16 protein-coding genes are annotated in these 16,177 nt (G+C 42.0%); all 16 read right to left on the bottom strand.

Going from position 1 to position 16,177, the window contains the following annotated elements; translation table 11 throughout:
- Positions 1 to 567 (bottom strand): hypothetical protein, encoded by a 567-nt coding sequence (locus ACTNB8_RS05035; protein ID WP_441052822.1) that lies wholly within the window; start codon positions 565 to 567, stop codon positions 1 to 3.
- Between the two features lie 54 nt (positions 568 to 621).
- Entirely contained in the window at positions 622 to 1,569 is a 948-nt protein-coding gene (gene rsmH / locus ACTNB8_RS05030; protein WP_296158504.1) for a 16S rRNA (cytosine(1402)-N(4))-methyltransferase RsmH, read from the bottom strand.
- 36 nt (positions 1,570 to 1,605) lie between these two features.
- Positions 1,606 to 2,037 (bottom strand): division/cell wall cluster transcriptional repressor MraZ, encoded by a 432-nt coding sequence (gene mraZ / locus ACTNB8_RS05025; RefSeq protein WP_441052820.1) that lies wholly within the window; start codon positions 2,035 to 2,037, stop codon positions 1,606 to 1,608.
- A 351-nt stretch (positions 2,038 to 2,388) separates the two neighbouring features.
- Positions 2,389 to 3,513: a prolipoprotein diacylglyceryl transferase gene (gene lgt, locus ACTNB8_RS05020; RefSeq protein ID WP_441052818.1), complete on the bottom strand. Its 1,125-nt coding sequence runs from the start codon at positions 3,511 to 3,513 to the stop codon at positions 2,389 to 2,391.
- 18 nt (positions 3,514 to 3,531) lie between these two features.
- On the bottom strand, positions 3,532 to 4,629 hold the full coding sequence (gene ychF / locus ACTNB8_RS05015; protein ID WP_296156935.1) for a redox-regulated ATPase YchF: 1,098 nt from the start codon (positions 4,627 to 4,629) through the stop codon (positions 3,532 to 3,534).
- A 620-nt stretch (positions 4,630 to 5,249) separates the two neighbouring features.
- The gene (locus tag ACTNB8_RS05010; protein ID WP_441052815.1) at positions 5,250 to 6,089 is read right to left on the bottom strand and encodes an ADP-ribosylglycohydrolase family protein; all 840 of its coding nucleotides are present in this window, start codon (positions 6,087 to 6,089) and stop codon (positions 5,250 to 5,252) included.
- Positions 6,086 to 6,730 carry a vWA domain-containing protein gene (locus ACTNB8_RS05005; protein WP_441052813.1) on the bottom strand — a complete coding sequence of 215 codons (645 nt, stop codon included), beginning with the start codon at positions 6,728 to 6,730 and terminating at the stop codon, positions 6,086 to 6,088. The genes ACTNB8_RS05010 and ACTNB8_RS05005 overlap by 4 nt, the downstream gene beginning before the upstream one ends.
- A gap of 80 nt (positions 6,731 to 6,810) precedes the next feature.
- Complete coding sequence (locus tag ACTNB8_RS05000; protein WP_441052811.1) at positions 6,811 to 7,881, bottom strand: macro domain-containing protein; 1,071 nt, start codon at positions 7,879 to 7,881, stop codon at positions 6,811 to 6,813.
- Between the two features lie 210 nt (positions 7,882 to 8,091).
- A complete protein-coding gene (locus ACTNB8_RS04995) occupies positions 8,092 to 8,919 on the bottom strand; it encodes a Cof-type HAD-IIB family hydrolase (protein WP_441052809.1) in 828 nt (275 codons plus the stop codon).
- Between the two features lie 28 nt (positions 8,920 to 8,947).
- Positions 8,948 to 9,892: a GTP-binding protein gene (locus ACTNB8_RS04990; protein ID WP_441052807.1), complete on the bottom strand. Its 945-nt coding sequence runs from the start codon at positions 9,890 to 9,892 to the stop codon at positions 8,948 to 8,950.
- Positions 9,893 to 9,907: 15 nt separating this feature from the next.
- Positions 9,908 to 10,522: an SGNH/GDSL hydrolase family protein gene (locus ACTNB8_RS04985; RefSeq protein ID WP_441052805.1), complete on the bottom strand. Its 615-nt coding sequence runs from the start codon at positions 10,520 to 10,522 to the stop codon at positions 9,908 to 9,910.
- 44 nt (positions 10,523 to 10,566) lie between these two features.
- Positions 10,567 to 10,833: a DUF1294 domain-containing protein gene (locus ACTNB8_RS04980; protein ID WP_441052803.1), complete on the bottom strand. Its 267-nt coding sequence runs from the start codon at positions 10,831 to 10,833 to the stop codon at positions 10,567 to 10,569.
- A gap of 714 nt (positions 10,834 to 11,547) precedes the next feature.
- A complete protein-coding gene (locus ACTNB8_RS04975; RefSeq protein WP_441052801.1) occupies positions 11,548 to 12,087 on the bottom strand; it encodes a M48 family metallopeptidase in 540 nt (179 codons plus the stop codon).
- Between the two features lie 306 nt (positions 12,088 to 12,393).
- Positions 12,394 to 14,745 (bottom strand): TRAP transporter large permease subunit, encoded by a 2,352-nt coding sequence (locus tag ACTNB8_RS04970; protein ID WP_441052800.1) that lies wholly within the window; start codon positions 14,743 to 14,745, stop codon positions 12,394 to 12,396.
- Positions 14,746 to 15,243 (bottom strand): TRAP transporter small permease, encoded by a 498-nt coding sequence (locus ACTNB8_RS04965; RefSeq protein WP_441052798.1) that lies wholly within the window; start codon positions 15,241 to 15,243, stop codon positions 14,746 to 14,748. It lies immediately after the preceding gene.
- Between the two features lie 268 nt (positions 15,244 to 15,511).
- Positions 15,512 to 16,171 carry a thiamine diphosphokinase gene (locus tag ACTNB8_RS04960; protein ID WP_441052797.1) on the bottom strand — a complete coding sequence of 220 codons (660 nt, stop codon included), beginning with the start codon at positions 16,169 to 16,171 and terminating at the stop codon, positions 15,512 to 15,514.
- Positions 16,172 to 16,177 lie beyond the last annotated feature (6 nt).

The raw sequence follows: 16,177 nt of genomic DNA, 5'->3' as shown, positions 1-16,177 counted from the left end.
TCACCTCTTTGCATCAGTGATATCCTGATACTGTCTTACATAACTGTTACTTGGTACGCTGTATGTTTTCTTCTGATCATCTGTCGGATAATTCATACCAAGACGGCCTATTGCAATCTTTTTGATATTGTTCAGATCAACATCAGAAGTAACCTGGCTTTCATATGCATTATTTTCTTCTTTCAGCTGTGAAAGTTCTGATTCCAGTGTTGCAACTGTCTTCATTTTGCCGGTAACTTCAGACTTCAGCTGAAGATAATTTACACAGCAGAAAAGCACTGCTACGGAAACTGCTGCAAGAAAAATTACAAATCCCCGCCCCATGCTTCTGGCCTTTTCTCTGTTTCTCTGTGCTTCTTTGCTGAGCTGTTGTCTGCGCTTCTCTGACTGAGACGCCGGACGTGAGATCTTTTTGCGTTTGGCAATCTGCGCTTCTGTCATCTCACGAGATCTGGCTGGTACTTCCTGCAGTCTGCGGACTGTGTTGCCGTCCACATACATTCCCCGGGCACTCTGTGCGTTTATTCTGCTTTTTCTTGACGTAACCGCCCTGTTCGTCCGTTCCATTTTGCTTCACTGTCTTCCTTTACATCTCATTCTGCGCTGCTGCCAATATCATGATCAGTTCTGATCAAATCTTCTTTCAAAGATCCTGAGTTTTGCACTCTTGGATCGTGGATTTTCTTCCATTTCTTCTGCACCAGGTAAAATCGGCTTCCTGGTGATCACTTTACCTTTAGATTTCTTACCACATACACATACCGGAAAATCCGGCGGGCAGGTACATGGATTTTCATTTTTTCTGAATATTGTCTTTACGATTCTGTCTTCCAGAGAATGGAAAGTAATAATGCATATCCTTCCACCATCATTCAGAAGGTCGATCATTCCATCAAGAGAATCTCTCAGCACATCCAGTTCTCTGTTCAACTCAATTCGAATCGCCTGAAAGGTTCTTTTTGCAGGATGACCACCTGTCGCCTGTATTTTCATGGGAATAGACTGACGTATAATCTCTGTCAGTTCTCCTGTTGTTTGTATAGGTGCTTTCTGTCTCGCTGCAACAATATGTTTTGCAATATTTTTCGCAAATTTATCTTCACCGTAATCACGTATGATCCGGTACAGTTCTTTTTCCTCATAGCCATTGACAATATCTGCCGCTGTACGGCTCTGTCTCTGGTCCATGCGCATATCCAGGGGTGCATCTACTCTGTAGGTAAATCCCCGTTCTTCATTATCTAACTGGTATGACGAAACGCCCAGATCAAGGACGATTCCATCTACGTGTCGGATTCCCAGATTCTTAAGTTCATTAGCCATGTAACAATAATTGCTGCGAATGATCGTCACTCTGTCCTCATACGCGGCCAGTCTCTCACTCGCAGCAACTATTGCATCTTGGTCCTGATCTATGCCAATAAATCTCCCCTTGGCAGAAAGTCTTCGACATACCTCACTGGCATGTCCCGCTCCTCCCAGAGTTCCATCCACGTAAATCCCGTCAGGCTTTACCCTTAAGCCATCGATGGTTTCTTCCAGTAATACAGATTTGTGTTTAAATTCCATATCCGTCTCCTGTTGGATTTCTTTCCGGCGTAATGCTCAGATGATGATACCCATATCCTGCATACCCTCTGCAATACTGTCCATATCATCATAATTGCAGTTCTCGCTCCACTTTTCTTTGCTCCAGACTTCAATTCTGTTCAGGTTACCTGTGAGCACAACATCTTTATCCAGCCCGGCAAATTCCCTCAGTGTCTGAGGCACCAGGATTCTGCCCTGCTTGTCCAGTTCACAGTTAGTTGCACCTGCCACAAAGAAACGTGTGAAGGTTCTGGCATTTTTGTTTGTAAGTGGTAAGGCTCTGAGTTTCTCTTCAAAGGCATTCCATTCGCCCATTGGATAAATAGAAAGACAACCATCCAGTCCCTTGGTCAGTACGAACTCTTCTCCCAAAAGTTCTCTGAATTTAGAAGGGATGATCAGACGCCCCTTAGCGTCGATTGTATGATTGTATTCGCCCATGAACATAAATTAAACTCACCTACTCTCGTAAAGTACGATTCTCCCCTTCGTACTTTCTGGCGGGTCTGGACGGATCTGCCACATTCCCTCCATTTGCCACCACTATTCACCACTTTCTACCACTTATGAAAACATTCTAAACCATTTATGGCGAAAATACAAGTGGGAATCTGAGATTTTTACTTTCAAAGTTTTGGATTGTAATTGTTCACAGGTAATATCCCGCGAGGTGTTTTGCCATGAATATGGCAAAATCCCGGGACATACGGGGCAAAATCCATTCCAAATCAAAAACAGAGAGGCTTTTGTTCCCAAAAACCCCCCTGTTTCTAATTCGTTTATTCGTCATACATCTGTTCAATCAGTCTGTCCAGCTTCCTGCTGATCTCCTGGCTTTTCAGAAGATCCACTCTGCTGCTTATTCTGCTGTTCAGCTGTCTCTGAAGTTTCCTGATCTTCCTGTTCAGGTTCTTCTTTTGTATCTGTTCGATCTGTTTTCTGATCCACGCCGGAAAGTATATCACGAAATTCATCCTGCACACTTTCATAATGCTGCATGTCCTCATAACTGCGGCTGTGCTTTTCTTCTGTTCCATAGATTGCCTCTCTCCTGCGTCTTCTGATAGCCTCTCTCTTTTTGGAAAGTATTCTTCGTGTAGTCGCCATAACTGCACAAACCACAAACAATACCACTGACACAGGCAGGGAAACCGGAATCTTTGTGTGAGGAATATACAAAGCATCTGTCCTCAGCCATTCTATTGCAATCTTTCCAAGACCATAGCCTGCAAGATACCTGGTAAATATCTCTCCCTGATATTTCTTGCGTCTGTTGTATATCAGAAGCACGATCAAAAGCAGCAGACACCAGACAAATTCATAGAAAAACAGCGGATGTACCTGTATATAGACACTACCGTTTACTGTCTTCAGATTATCCTGCATGGTTTTCGTTATCTCACTGACTCTGACTGCGTCCACAGGAATCTGCATTGCAAAAAGGCTCTCTGTATATTCACCAAAAGATGCACGGTTAAAAAAGTTTCCCCATATTCCTATTATCTGTCCTATCAGAAGACCTATACAGGAAATATCTGCCATTCTGCCAAAAGAAAGTCTGAAAATCCTGCAGAATATCAATCCAAACAGTGCACCTGCAAAAATCCCTCCATAAATCGCAAGTCCACCGTTTCTGATATCACAGACAGCTTTCCAGGATTGTCCGCTAAAAGTATCCCAGGAAAAAGCCACGTAATAAAGTCTCGCTCCGATCAGGCCTCCGATCAGGCTGACAATCGTCATTCCCAGATAGAGGTTCGGATCCTGATTCTTTCTTCTGGCCTGAAGTTCAATAAATAATATGCCAAGAAGCATTCCTGCAGCGATCAATATACCATATATCCGCAGATCAAAGCCCAAAACTGAAACTGATTTCGCTATATGCCCAAGATTAATATCCAGATTCGGAAATCGGATCGACATATCCATAAATCACCTTTATCATACGTTAAATCTAAACAGGATCACATCTCCATCCTGCACCACGTATTCCTTTCCTTCCATACGAACCAGGCCTTTTTCTCTGGCTCCGGCATAAGAACCGCAGTCCAGCAGGTCCTGATAGTTTACAACTTCTGCCTTAATAAAACCTCTTTCAAAATCTGTGTGGATCTTACCTGCTGCCTGAGGTGCTTTTGTACCGATCTTGATAGTCCATGCACGTGTCTCATCCTCGCCTGAAGTAAGGAAACTCATCAGTCCAAGAAGACTGTAGCTGGCTTTTACCAGTTTTTCCAGTCCGGATTCTTTCAGTCCCAGATCTTCAAGAAACATTTTTTTCTCATCATCATCCAGCTCGGAAATTTCTTCTTCAATCTCTGCACAGATAACAAACACTTCACTCTTCTGCTCTGCTGCATATTTTCTTACTTCCTGGACATATGCATTGGATTCACCATCATCTGCCAGATCATCTTCGCTTACGTTTGCAGCATAAATCACCGGTTTCCATGTGAGAAGATTATATGTAGCCATCCAGCTTTCTTCATCTTCATTCTCCAGTTCCATAGTGATTGCCATGTTTCCATCCTCGAGATGTTTTTTAATTTTCTGGAGGAAATCCAGCTCCTTGGCTGCCTCTTTGTCCATACGCGCGGTCTTGGTTACTTTTGCGATTCTTCTCTCAAGAATCTCGAGGTCTGAAAAGATAAGTTCCAGATTAATAGTCTCAATATCTCTCAAAGGATCGATACTTCCATCTACATGGATAACATTCGGATCTTCAAAGCAACGTACTACATGAACGATTGCATCTACTTCACGGATATTTGCAAGGAACTGGTTGCCAAGTCCCTCACCCTTGGATGCTCCTTTTACAAGGCCTGCAATATCCACAAATTCAATAACTGCTGGTGTAACTTTTTTGGAGTGGTAAAATTCTCCCAGAAGGTTCAGTCTCTCATCCGGCACTGTAACAACACCAACATTCGGATCGATAGTACAGAACGGATAGTTTGCAGATTCTGCACCGGCTTTTGTCAGGGAATTAAATAATGTACTTTTGCCTACGTTCGGAAGGCCTACGATACCTAATTTCATTTTTTATATTACCTCCTATAAATCCTTTGATTTCAAGGGATTTCATCATACTTATTATTACTTTAACACAGATCTTAAGTTCTTTGCCTTTTTAATCTTTTCCCATATTTCAGCTTCTCTCATAAGAAGTCCTAATACAGTACCTTGTATTATACCATAGCATCTTATCTTTGTGAATATTCATTTTCATCTCCTGTCATTCATTTATATTGTTACTGTTCACTCCGTTCACAGCAACTTGGTCAAAATCCATTCCAAATCACCTTCGGTGATGGGATTTTGCCCCGTATGTCTCGGGATTTTGCCATATTCATGGCAAAACACCTCGCGGAATATTACCTGTGAACAGTAACTTTATATTTCCACACTTTCCAAAATGAATTTTTCAAATTCTTTTCTCGCCTCGTTTCTATTTCTACTTATTGTAAAAATCATTTTTATGCCAGCAAAAAAATGTTCCTACACATATTCAAAAGATGAAGAACATAAATACAGCACCTGATGAAATTTTATATTTTTTCGGTTAATTGAATACTTGAAAGCAAAAAGGCACTCGCCTGTTTTTCCAGGTGAATGCCTTATCAAGTCTGCTACTCGTAAGTAATACAAAATTGTCAAAATTACAATACCGTAATACACGGGTGGATCTTGCTCTGGTTATTTCGCTCGAGATACTCCGTAAACGCTTTCAACACCTTAAGCAACGGCTCCGGCAAACGCTTATAGCACTCTTCTTTCAGTTCGTCAGGAACACCATAGAAGCCTTCTGCTATGCCACCGGCAATAGCCGTCAGCGTATCACAATCGCCACCCAGGGATACCGCAGTGCGAATAACATCCTCAAAACTATCTCCCTCCAGGAAAGCCGTGATGGCCTCCGGCACAGTTTCCATGCAGGTTTCTATATGAAAATATCCGGGTCTGATTTCATCGCAGGTACGATTCAATTCATAACCAAATTCATGTTCAATATATTCCCTAATTTCTGCCTTGCTATATCCTGTTCTTGCCAGGAAGATAGCACTGGCAGTTGCTTCAGCACCCTTGATTCCTTCCGGATGATTGTGGGTAACCTCGGCAGAAAGCCTTGCTGCATGTCTGACAGCATCGATATCGTTATATAACCACGCAACCGATGAAACACGCATTGCAGAGCCATTACCAAAACTATTGTAAGCCTTGCACTCTGGATTACGAAGCCATTGTCTGAACATACCTCCGTACCCGGCATTCGGATACATCTTTCCAAATTGACGCATATGATCAGCCAAGCTTCGCAAAATCCAATCATCTGAAGCACTCGGCTGTGCATCAAGAAAGGTCTGACCGACAGCCAAAGTCATTACGGTATCATCCGTATAGGTGGATTTGCGTGAGAATAAAGGGAACTCTTTACTCTTGTTACCACGGTCAAATTCATAAGGACTACCAATGATATCACCTAAGATTGCTCCAATCATCTTTTGCCTCCTCTCTTCTTATAATCCGCATCAATCTTCTTTTTCCAATCAGCAGACAACGGTGCTGCACACGACCTTACACTGGTAATTGCCTCGCTGATGACTTCATAGTTGAGTGCCGTTCCAACCTCATCACAGTGGTAGTTTGCAGCCATAGATTCATCGATACCAAATTTTCCGGCTTCTGCCGCCGCATCAATATTTGCGCCGAGGAAAAGGAACTCCCAGCCGTAACACTCTTTCTGACGCTCAATCATGTGACGCACCTTATCATAGGTGTAACGGTGGCTGACATTTTCCATGCCATCAGTTGTGATGATAAAGAGGGTCCTTTCCGGCACATCTTCTTTTCGGGCATATTTATGAACATTCCCGATATGGTGGATTGCACCACCAACAGCATCAAGAAGTGCCGTGCAGCCACGTACGAAATATTCCTTATCCGTAAGGTTCGGTACATCTGCAATAGCAACACGGTCATGAATAACCTCTGTTTCGTTGTCAAACAGCACGGTGGATACCACGGCATTACCAGGCTCTTTACGCTGCTTTTCCAACATAGAATTAAAACCTCCGATAGTGTCCTTTTCCAGTCCCGACATGGAACCACTGCGATCTAAGATAAACACAAGTTCTGTCATTTTGAAATCCTCCTGTTCTTTATTGTGATTTCATTATAAAAAAAACAGGAGAATGAATGGTCACATGGTATGCGACATTTTTATGCGCCGATAAGCGGCTGGTCAAAAGCAAACAGAACTTCATTTAGTTCAAACACATTGTAATTCCTGTTTACCAGAAAATACTCCACAATCACATCAAACTTACTACTGTGAGAAAGGGCAAATCCTGCTCTGCCAATAAAGTCCTTTGCTTCCTCAACATCCAGTTCCAGTGCAAAGGCGAAAGCCAGTGCAGTTATCTTTGATGGTCTATAGTCCATATTATTTCGGATTTTCGAGAACAGCTTTCTATCCACATTTGCTTTTTTATAGATTTCGGAATCTTTCTTTCCGGTACGGTCAATCAGTTGCAGGAGTGTTTCAGAAAAACCTGCATCCAGATTTTTAAACAGCTGCCCAAAATCATCAGAATCCATCGGTATGGCTGCTCCTGCAGGCATATCAGGGCATTCTTCCAATGCCTGTGACGGGCAAATATCTTCATAGATTCGATTATTTCGTTTCAGCCGTTCTCTTATACGCCTTGTTTCAACGCGAGAACCATACACGCTTTCCGTTCCATATTCATCAAGCGTTTTGCTGCAGATATAATTTTCATCAATATAACTGCTGACGGATTTGAACAGTTTTTCCGAAAGGGCAAATGCTTCTTTGCCAAACACAACAAGATAGACCTGCATTTCATTTTCCAGCAGGAAAGTACTGATTTCACGAACCGCAATTTGCAAAGCGAGGGGTTTCGGAAATCCGTAATTACCTGTAGCTATCAAGGGAAATGCGATGGACTCGCACTCATGCTCTTTAGCCAATGCCAATGACTTCCTGTAACACGAAGATAAAATTTGCTCTTCTCCGTGATTGCCATCCTCCCAAACAGGTCCTACAGTATGGATAACATACTTAGCCTCCAAATTGAATCCTGGTGTAATAAATGCATTACCGAAAGTAATGCAACCGATTTTTTGTCTTGCCAAAAGCAACTCAGGTCCAGCTTTTTTATGTATTCCGCAGTCAACGCCAGAGCCGATGACAGGGTTGGGATTTGCAGTGTTCACCACCGCATCTACTTGCATATTTACAATATCATTTCGTACTATTTCAAAAGGCATAGGTGACCTCCTTGTTCAGAAGCATGTCGGTTGATCCTGCAACATATCTCAAAAGATTTGTCATTTCTATTACAATACAACAATATCCATAGCCACCTTACAGAGATACAGATTTATTCCGATGCATGAAATGATTTCAAATCTATTGCTATATAACTGTGCTGTTCCGTATAACCATCTCCCGGATTTATTGCACTCAGATTTTGTGCGTCAACAGTCTTTCAAAATAAATTTATGAATAATCTCACCGACACCATCATGATTATTGTCATTAACTGTCACATAATTTCCATATTCCCGTACCCCTGGAAAGGCATTGCACATCACAGCTCCGATCTGTGCTGCTTTCAGCATTTCGATATCATTTTCCGCATCTCCGGCAGCTACGGAGTTTTCGATCGGTATTCCCAGATACTGGCACATCCATTTTACGGCAAAGCCTTTGGATATTCCCTGTGGAACGATTTCCAGATAGGCATCATTGGAATAAAATCCGTGTACAGTTTCCTTCAGCTGATCTACCACTTCTTCTTTGAAACGGTCTTCTCCCTCACGGTCATCATAGCTGATAGCAAGGATTTTATACATATCTGCCGGGACTGCTTCTTCAACTGTATTGACAATCTTATAAGGCTGTCCCGTTCCTTTTACATAACGCAGAAGCTCCGGGCTTTTTTTCAGTGAAAGTACATGTGTGTCTGAATATCCCTGTATATGGAGATTTCTTTTTACCGCTTCGCTGAAAATATATCTGGCTGTCTCTCTCGGAATATTTTTTCCATAAATGGTCTTTTTATGAAAAGGATCATAAATCTGTCCTCCATTAAATGCAATTACATAACAGCCTTCTTTTATAAGTCCTGTTTCCTTCGCACATGTAAGTCCGCTGGCAAGTGGACGTCCTGTAGTGATCACAATCTTATGTCCTGCTGCAAGAGCATCATCTATTGCTTTCTGTGTTTGGGATGTAACTTTTTTCTGATCATTCAGAAGCGTTCCATCCAGATCTGTAAAAAGTATTCTTGTCTGATTATTCATGATATTCCTCCATATACCTCTGCGTATTTTATTTATCTGTAACATTCAGGTATTTTTCTATAACGCTGCGGTTCAGGTTTTCTCCGATCACAATAATGACTTCCTGACCGACTTCCATCTGATTTACTGTAGTCTTGTGTCGTGCAGCATTTATCTCCACCCATTGGTTTTTGTCTTTCCTGACAAAGCCTTTGATTCTCCATACAGAACCACACTCCGGATCCGAGAAAATTCTCTCTGCTTCTGTACAGAGTTTTTCTTCTGTTATCGACTGGTTCATAAAATACAGGGAATCGAATACTGATGTCTCGTCCAATTCCATTTTCTCATAGGTTGCAGCTGTATATCCGCAGGAAAATATTTTTTCAAAATCTTTATCTGTAAAATCTTCCCAGTTTTTCGTGATCACTTCATCTTTCAATGTTCTTTCGCAGTGAATTTCTCTGAGTGCACGGTTGAGATGTGCTATTGTATTACTTATTTCTTCTTCTGATGCCTCCTGGCATCTGCTCAATATCACACTGCCTGCACTGGCAGCCTCTGATGCAAGTACATAATCTGCCTGTGATGACAGATTTTGTGCAAGTGCAGCATCTGCAATTGTGATCACATTTCCTATCTGATACCAGCGATCCAGTGGTTCTTCATATAATGCATCAAAAAAATCATCTACGTCAAATACACCCGACGGTTCGATAAGCACTCTGTCATAACCGCTCATCCCCATTGCAATGAGTTTTGTCCTGAATCTTCTTCTGTAGCAGTCTTTATCGCATCCACCTGAGACCATTTCCAGCTCACAGTTATCTCCTTCAAGATCATGGAGCAGCATCATATCTATATTAACTGGTCCAAGGTCATTTTCAAGTATGCCGATATTCAGCCCCTGTTTCATCAGATAACGGGCGTATTTTTTTATAAATGTTGTTTTTCCGGACCCGAGGAAACCGGTTATCAGGTCAATTTTTATCATGTTATATTCTCCTGTTCAAGCTTTTTCTATTCTGCTCAGTTCTGTTTTTATCTGTGCCGCAAAAATCCTGTGTCCTTCTTCTGAAAAGTGTACCCCGTCGAATAAAACTGGTATGTTCCAGTTTTCTGTACTGATAAAAAGCAGGTTCAGTTTTTCTGAAAGGCGTCTGTATTCTGTATGAAGCCTTCTGGATTCTTCGTACAGTCTGTCGCTGTCCACCCATGCTCCGTATTCCATACTGGCAGGGGATATCAGCCCCAGGTGAATCTGTTTATTTATAATGGCTGGCTGTTTCATTATTTCTGTCAGAAAGTTTCGCATTCTGTCTGTAACGTCTTCTGCTGTAAAGTTCTGATTATCCAGAAGATCATTGGTTCCCAGCATAATCCATATATATGGTGGATTTTCCTGTTTTGTCCAGTTCTGTATCTGTTCACAGGCAAATTTAATCTGGCTTTCTGTATGGGGTATGCTTCTTCCGCAGATTCCGTGGTTGCGGATATCCCAGTCTGTCTGGTTTTTAAGTATTCCGGTCCATCTGATCTCGGCCGGGTACTGGTCTCCCAGGAAGGACCTGGGATCATAGCCGTATGTATTGGAATCTCCGTAAAATATCTGGATTGTTTTCATAATTTTTCTTCTTTCGAGGTTGTATGCTGGTCTGTATTTGTGTTTTATATGTGTGCCTGCAGCCATGCTGCCACTGCTGCTTCTATGATCAGTATAACCGGTATTCCTATTTTGAACAGGGGTTTTCGGGTTTTGTGATGGAAGAAGCTCATTCCTGCCAGTGCACCAATACCGCCTCCTGCCGCTGCAAGACCGATCAGGGTTTTTTCGGGTATTCTCCAGGCGCCTTTGCGGGCTTTGGCTTTATCTATGCCGTAGGTTATGAATGTGATGATGTTGATTATTATGAGGTATATTATTTCTGGTTTCATTTTCCGCTCCTGTGTTTTGTAGATGAATTTATGGTCGGTTCAATAATATCAGAATGATTGTTGGAAACTGTATTTAGTTGATTTAACTGTTGCAGATAGGTTGTATATATGGTTGTTTCAATAGTCACGGAAGGCTCTGTCGGGTAGTTCTGGTGAGCAGGGAAGGATCGGCTTCGTGGTGAGAAAGTTCTAAATATGCCGGTCATCTGTTAAAAGCATGAAAAAAAGGCTCTCAAACTCGCTTCGCTCAGACAATCGGCCTTTTTTCATAACACAGCTGCCTGGCATATCAAGACCTTAAACTCACCTCTCAGATATCCTCCCCCTCTCACCAGAACTCCCGACCTTCCTTCCTGAGTATTGAAAAATCTTCCATGAATCTACCTGCGTCTTCCATATCTTCCGTCATGCATACTAACTCAACGATTTCCGTGAACCTGCTGGAGAGGTGTGCTACATGGTAAGTCAGCCCTGGAAGATGTTCTGAGCTCAGGGCTGTGCGATGCTCTGCAGGAATCGATGGTATCACTTGGATATTCAGTTTCTGTGTTATAGCTTCACAATCACACTGTCTGAGCGAAGCGAGTTTGTGATTTGAAGCTATGTTTTTAGCAGAAAATGAATGTCCTAGTGATTCTCGGTTCCGAAGCCTGTCCACGGACCTGACTCAGAATCATCTTCCAGGAGCGTCACTCATCTGCCCACTCTCCGCAGTTACACAAATCTTCTTCCCAACACCCGCAGATTCTCTCTCCGTGCCATATAATCCGGCAGTTCTGCCTCAACCACTTTCCAGAACTTCGCCGAGTGATTCATCTCTTTTCTGTGTGCCAGTTCATGTACTACCACATAGTCCAGTACTTCTGATGGCATCAGTACCAGCTTCCAGTTAAAGTTCAGATTACCGCCAGAACTGCAGCTTCCCCATCTCGTCTTCTGCTCACGTATAGTGATCCTGCCATAGGAAACACCCATGCGTCTTGCAAAATATGCAGCCCGCTCCGGAAATACCTGCTTTGCCAGCCTGATTCCTTCCGAACGCTGTCTGTCAGTAATTTCCACCCGCTCTTCCTGATACTGTTCCACCTTCGCCATGTTTTTTCTGATCCAGTCCTCATGTTCTCTGACAAAACTATCTATTTTATTTTTTGCCAGGTGCAGAGGTGCCCGTACGATCAGCTGACCATCTGTTTTTATCTGAACAGACAGTGATTTTCTTTTTGAACGAATCAGTGTATATTCCGTATTTTCCATTTTATCTGTTCCTTTGTTATCTTTAATAATTTTATCAGAAATTAACTCTTCTGACTATGATTATAACACATCTTTTAGTTAGAATAAGTGTTCTTTTGTAACTGTTCACAGGTAATATCCCGCGAGGTGTTTTGCCATGAATATGGCAAAATCCCGAGACATACGGGCAAAATCCCATCACCGAAGGTGATTTGGAATGGATTTTGACCAAGTTGCTGTGAACGGAGTGAACAGTAACGTTCTTTTTATTTGTGTGCACCAAAAAGAGAACCCGAATTTCAGGTTCCCTTTTCATATATTACATCTTTACTTTTCGAAAAGATCTACAAGTTCCTGCGCATCATCATAACCCTGAGTCTGAAGTTCTTTTACAAACCACTCATCTACACCGTCTACTGCTTCTTTAAAGGAATCAATATCCATATCCTCTTTCTGAGTAAATGTCACACCATTCTTGGATTCCCAGCGGCTCATGATCTCTTCGTCACCGGAACGGTTGATGTAACGTTCATATTCTACAGCTTTCTGGCCTGCTTCATCTACAACAGCCTGCTGCTCAGCTGTAAGACTGTTATAAATGTCTTCATTGATACAGAAGAACAGACAGTCATAAATTGCATCCCATATGGAGCAATACGGCTGCACTTCCTGTACACTTGCAGCATCAATTGCCGGAAGCGGATTCTCCTGACCTTCCACTGTATTCTGCTGCAGTGCTGTATAAGTTTCTGACCAGTTCATGTTTGTGGCATCTGCACCCCATCTCTTATAGCATTCCATAAGAAGGTTTGATCCTGCCACACGGATCTTCAGGTTTTTCATATCATCTACTGTCTTCACTTCATGTTTGCTGTTGGTCAGCTCACGGAATCCGTTTTCTGCGATTCCCATGCAGTGAAGTCCGTATTCTCCAAGGATCTCTTTCAGCTTATCTCCTGCTGCCCCGTCAAACTTCGCATCTGCGTCATCGTAGGAGTCATAAATAAACGGCAGGGATACTACATTAAATCTCGGGTCAAATGCTGAATAGATCAGGTTTGAATGCATGGAAATCTGTACCGGATCTCCGTTCATCAGTGCCTGGATTCCTTCGGACTGATTTCCATTCGTCAGCTGGTCTGCTGCATAAACATTGACTTTGACTTTTCCTCCGGTAGCTTTTTCCATAAGTTCTCCAAACTTACGTCCGCCATCTGCCCATGTACTTGTTTCAGTTGTGGAGCATGCAAAGTTCCATGTCATCTCCGGCCAGTCAAGATCGCTGTAATCAGCAATTGTATTAAAGGATTCTGATCCGTCACCGGAATCTTTGGAACCAGAGCTGTCGGACTCAGAAGACTGATTTCCTGTATAAGAACCATTCTTTGCAAGTGCTTTCGGAAGTGACACAGACACTGCCGGAACGTATGTAATAACCAGAAGAACAGCAACACTGACTGCGATCATAGGTACAACTGCTTTTGAAATTTCCTGTAAAGTTACTTCCAGACCTTTTTTGATCTTGACACTGATAGCAACAAAAAGGTTTACACCTACCGGAGGTGTTACCTGTCCAATTGCCAGGTTGACAGTGGCCATAACACCAAATGCAACCACATCATATCCAAGTGCCTTACATACCGGAAGCATGATCGGTATAAAGATATACATAGCAGAGTTTGCATCAATAAAACAGCCTGCGATCAGGAATATCACATTTACAATAAGAAGGAAAACAAACTGGTTATGTGCAATGGAAGCCAACAGTTCTGATGCTGCTGATGCAATACCGAATTTTGTACATACAAATGAAAAAAGTGATGCACAGGCAACGATCAGCATAATTCCGCCGGTCGTCTTTGCAGAACCAATCAGAATATCAAAAAGATCTCTGAAAGAAACTTCTCTGTAAATAACCATACCAACAAAAAGTCCGTATACTACAGATACAGCAGCGGCTTCTGTGGGTGTAAAAATACCACCGTAGATTCCTCCAAGTATAATAACAGGCATCAGAAATCCCCAGAATGCATCTTTGAAAGCATCCCATCGTTCTTTTGCGGAAGCTTTTTCTCTGGACGGCTGGATATTGTGTTTCTTTGCCTCAAGTAATACTACAAGTGCAAGTGCCACACCCATAAGAATTCCAGGTACGATACCTGCCATAAACATATCTGCGATAGACACACCTGTAATAGACGCATATACTACGAATGCAATACTTGGCGGAATGACAATGGCTATAGAACTTGATGTTGCCATCAGAGCAGTCGCAAACGGTGCAGAAAATCCACCCTGTTCCACCATTGCAGGAATCAGTACCGCACCAAGAGCTGCTACAGTTGCAGGACCGGAACCGGAAATTGCTCCGAAGAAACATGCAACGATAACGCATACGATAGCAATACCACCCTTTTTGTGTCCAACACAGGTATCTACAAATTTGATCAGTCGTTTGGAGATACCTGCCTTTGCCATAATATTTCCTGACAGAACGAAAAACGGAATTGCCAGAAGCAGGAATTTACTGATTCCTGAATATATGTTAGTTGCAACTATTGTAAGTGATGTTCCTGAATAAAGGATCGCACATACTGATGAAAGTCCCAGACAGATTGCAATCGGCACACCAAGGATCAGGAAAATAAAAAATGAAATAAACAGAATTACGCTGATCATTTATTTATCCTCCTTTTCATCTTTTGTGCAGAAATCCAGGCAGAATTCTATAAAATGCAGAATCATGCAGCCTGCTCCAATTGGAACGAAAGACCAGAATATCCACTCTGGCCAGTCCAGTACGAATGTTCTCTTTCCATTCTGAAGCTGGGTAATTACTTTATCCATTCCATATTTAAAAAGAATTGCTGAAAAAATAATACAGAGAACTGTGATAAGTATCATTGATGGTTTTTTCAGCTTTTTCGGAAGACGGTCTGTAACCAGAGTAAGGCTTACCAGTCCACCTTCTTCTCTTGCAGCCAGTGCAGCTGCCAGAAGCGTGATCAGTACAAACACCGCTACTACAAGTTCCTCTGTAAAGGACCATGAACGATGAATGACTTTACGGGAAAAAACATTTCCCACTGTCAGCACCAGAATAAGCAGAAATGTGATTACAAGCACAATTTTTTCTACCGTTGCAAGTGCATTCATGAATTTTTTGTACGCTTTCATGCTCTTCCTCTCCTTCATTATTTGCGGACAATTTTGCGCAAAAAAAATCCATCCCCGAAGGGACAGACTTATCCTTACGAAACCACCCTGTCTCTTTCTTCATTATAATAACAGTATTAATCACACTTTTACTGTTAAAAGAACAGGAATATTTTACTGCTATTTGTCGTTGCAGTCAAGACATTTGTATGCATCTCGCAGTATAATTATACAGAATTTTCGTTTTTATTACGTTTATAACTACATTTATATGCAAAAAACAGCAGCATCAGTCTCTCGTCATAAGCATCAGCAAAGTTCCTTTTTCATAAGTTACCACTGCTTCTTCATCCTCTATCTCATTGCTTACAGTCAACCCACTGTCAGACGTTGTCAGATGATGTCCATTCAACGGATATTTGAACCCTTTAAGCGTCAGTCCTGTTACATCTCCTCCTATGGAAAAGAAAGATACATATTTACCAAACTGCATATCTTTTTTCAGAACTGTACCGCTTGGAATGAGTGTAATGTAATTATATGCATCCACAAGATCAACGACAGTACCTTTGTTTTCTGCCATTACAAGCAGACCGAAGTTTGCCAGAAGATGATCGATTCTGTTTCCAGTCGCACCAAGAACAGTAATCTGTTTTGCCCCTCTGGCAATTGCATAATTAGTCGCTGACTGCGTATCTGAATCATCTTTTTCAGGTTTCAGTCTGCATATCTCAGTATTTTTCAGCGAATCCAGATAGACTTTTCCCTCAGGGGAAAGGCTGTCAAAATCTCCAACTACTACATCCGGGCTGTATTCCGTACCTGCCAGAAACTCCAGTCCTCTGTCTGCCGCAATAATACACGTATTTTCTTTTTTTCTTTTTTTTAAAAAAGCAAGGGCAAAATCCTTCTGGATACTGCCCCCACTTACTATGATCACATCATTCATATGATA

The sequence above is a fragment of the Blautia sp. HCP28S3_G10 genome (assembly GCF_052065235.1).
GTDB lineage: Bacteria > Bacillota > Clostridia > Lachnospirales > Lachnospiraceae > Blautia_A.
This window is presented reverse-complemented; position numbering and strand designations above follow the sequence as displayed.

Coding starts and splice junctions, on each gene's coding strand:
- ACTNB8_RS05000 (WP_441052811.1), bottom strand. CDS start 7,881: ATGCCTTTTGAAATAGTACGAAATGATATTGTAAATATGCAAGTAGAT.
- lgt (WP_441052818.1), bottom strand. CDS start 3,513: ATGTCGATCCGATTTCCGAATCTGGATATTAATCTTGGGCATATAGCG.
- ACTNB8_RS04965 (WP_441052798.1), bottom strand. CDS start 15,243: ATGAAAGCGTACAAAAAATTCATGAATGCACTTGCAACGGTAGAAAAA.
- ACTNB8_RS04985 (WP_441052805.1), bottom strand. CDS start 10,522: ATGAAAACAATCCAGATATTTTACGGAGATTCCAATACATACGGCTAT.
- ACTNB8_RS04980 (WP_441052803.1), bottom strand. CDS start 10,833: ATGAAACCAGAAATAATATACCTCATAATAATCAACATCATCACATTC.
- ACTNB8_RS04990 (WP_441052807.1), bottom strand. CDS start 9,892: ATGATAAAAATTGACCTGATAACCGGTTTCCTCGGGTCCGGAAAAACA.
- ACTNB8_RS05010 (WP_441052815.1), bottom strand. CDS start 6,089: ATGATTGGAGCAATCTTAGGTGATATCATTGGTAGTCCTTATGAATTT.
- ACTNB8_RS04960 (WP_441052797.1), bottom strand. CDS start 16,171: ATGAATGATGTGATCATAGTAAGTGGGGGCAGTATCCAGAAGGATTTT.
- ACTNB8_RS05035 (WP_441052822.1), bottom strand. CDS start 567: ATGGAACGGACGAACAGGGCGGTTACGTCAAGAAAAAGCAGAATAAAC.
- ACTNB8_RS04970 (WP_441052800.1), bottom strand. CDS start 14,745: ATGATCAGCGTAATTCTGTTTATTTCATTTTTTATTTTCCTGATCCTT.
- ACTNB8_RS04995 (WP_441052809.1), bottom strand. CDS start 8,919: ATGAATAATCAGACAAGAATACTTTTTACAGATCTGGATGGAACGCTT.
- mraZ (WP_441052820.1), bottom strand. CDS start 2,037: ATGTTCATGGGCGAATACAATCATACAATCGACGCTAAGGGGCGTCTG.
- ACTNB8_RS04975 (WP_441052801.1), bottom strand. CDS start 12,087: ATGGAAAATACGGAATATACACTGATTCGTTCAAAAAGAAAATCACTG.
- rsmH (WP_296158504.1), bottom strand. CDS start 1,569: ATGGAATTTAAACACAAATCTGTATTACTGGAAGAAACCATCGATGGC.
- ychF (WP_296156935.1), bottom strand. CDS start 4,629: ATGAAATTAGGTATCGTAGGCCTTCCGAACGTAGGCAAAAGTACATTA.
- ACTNB8_RS05005 (WP_441052813.1), bottom strand. CDS start 6,730: ATGACAGAACTTGTGTTTATCTTAGATCGCAGTGGTTCCATGTCGGGA.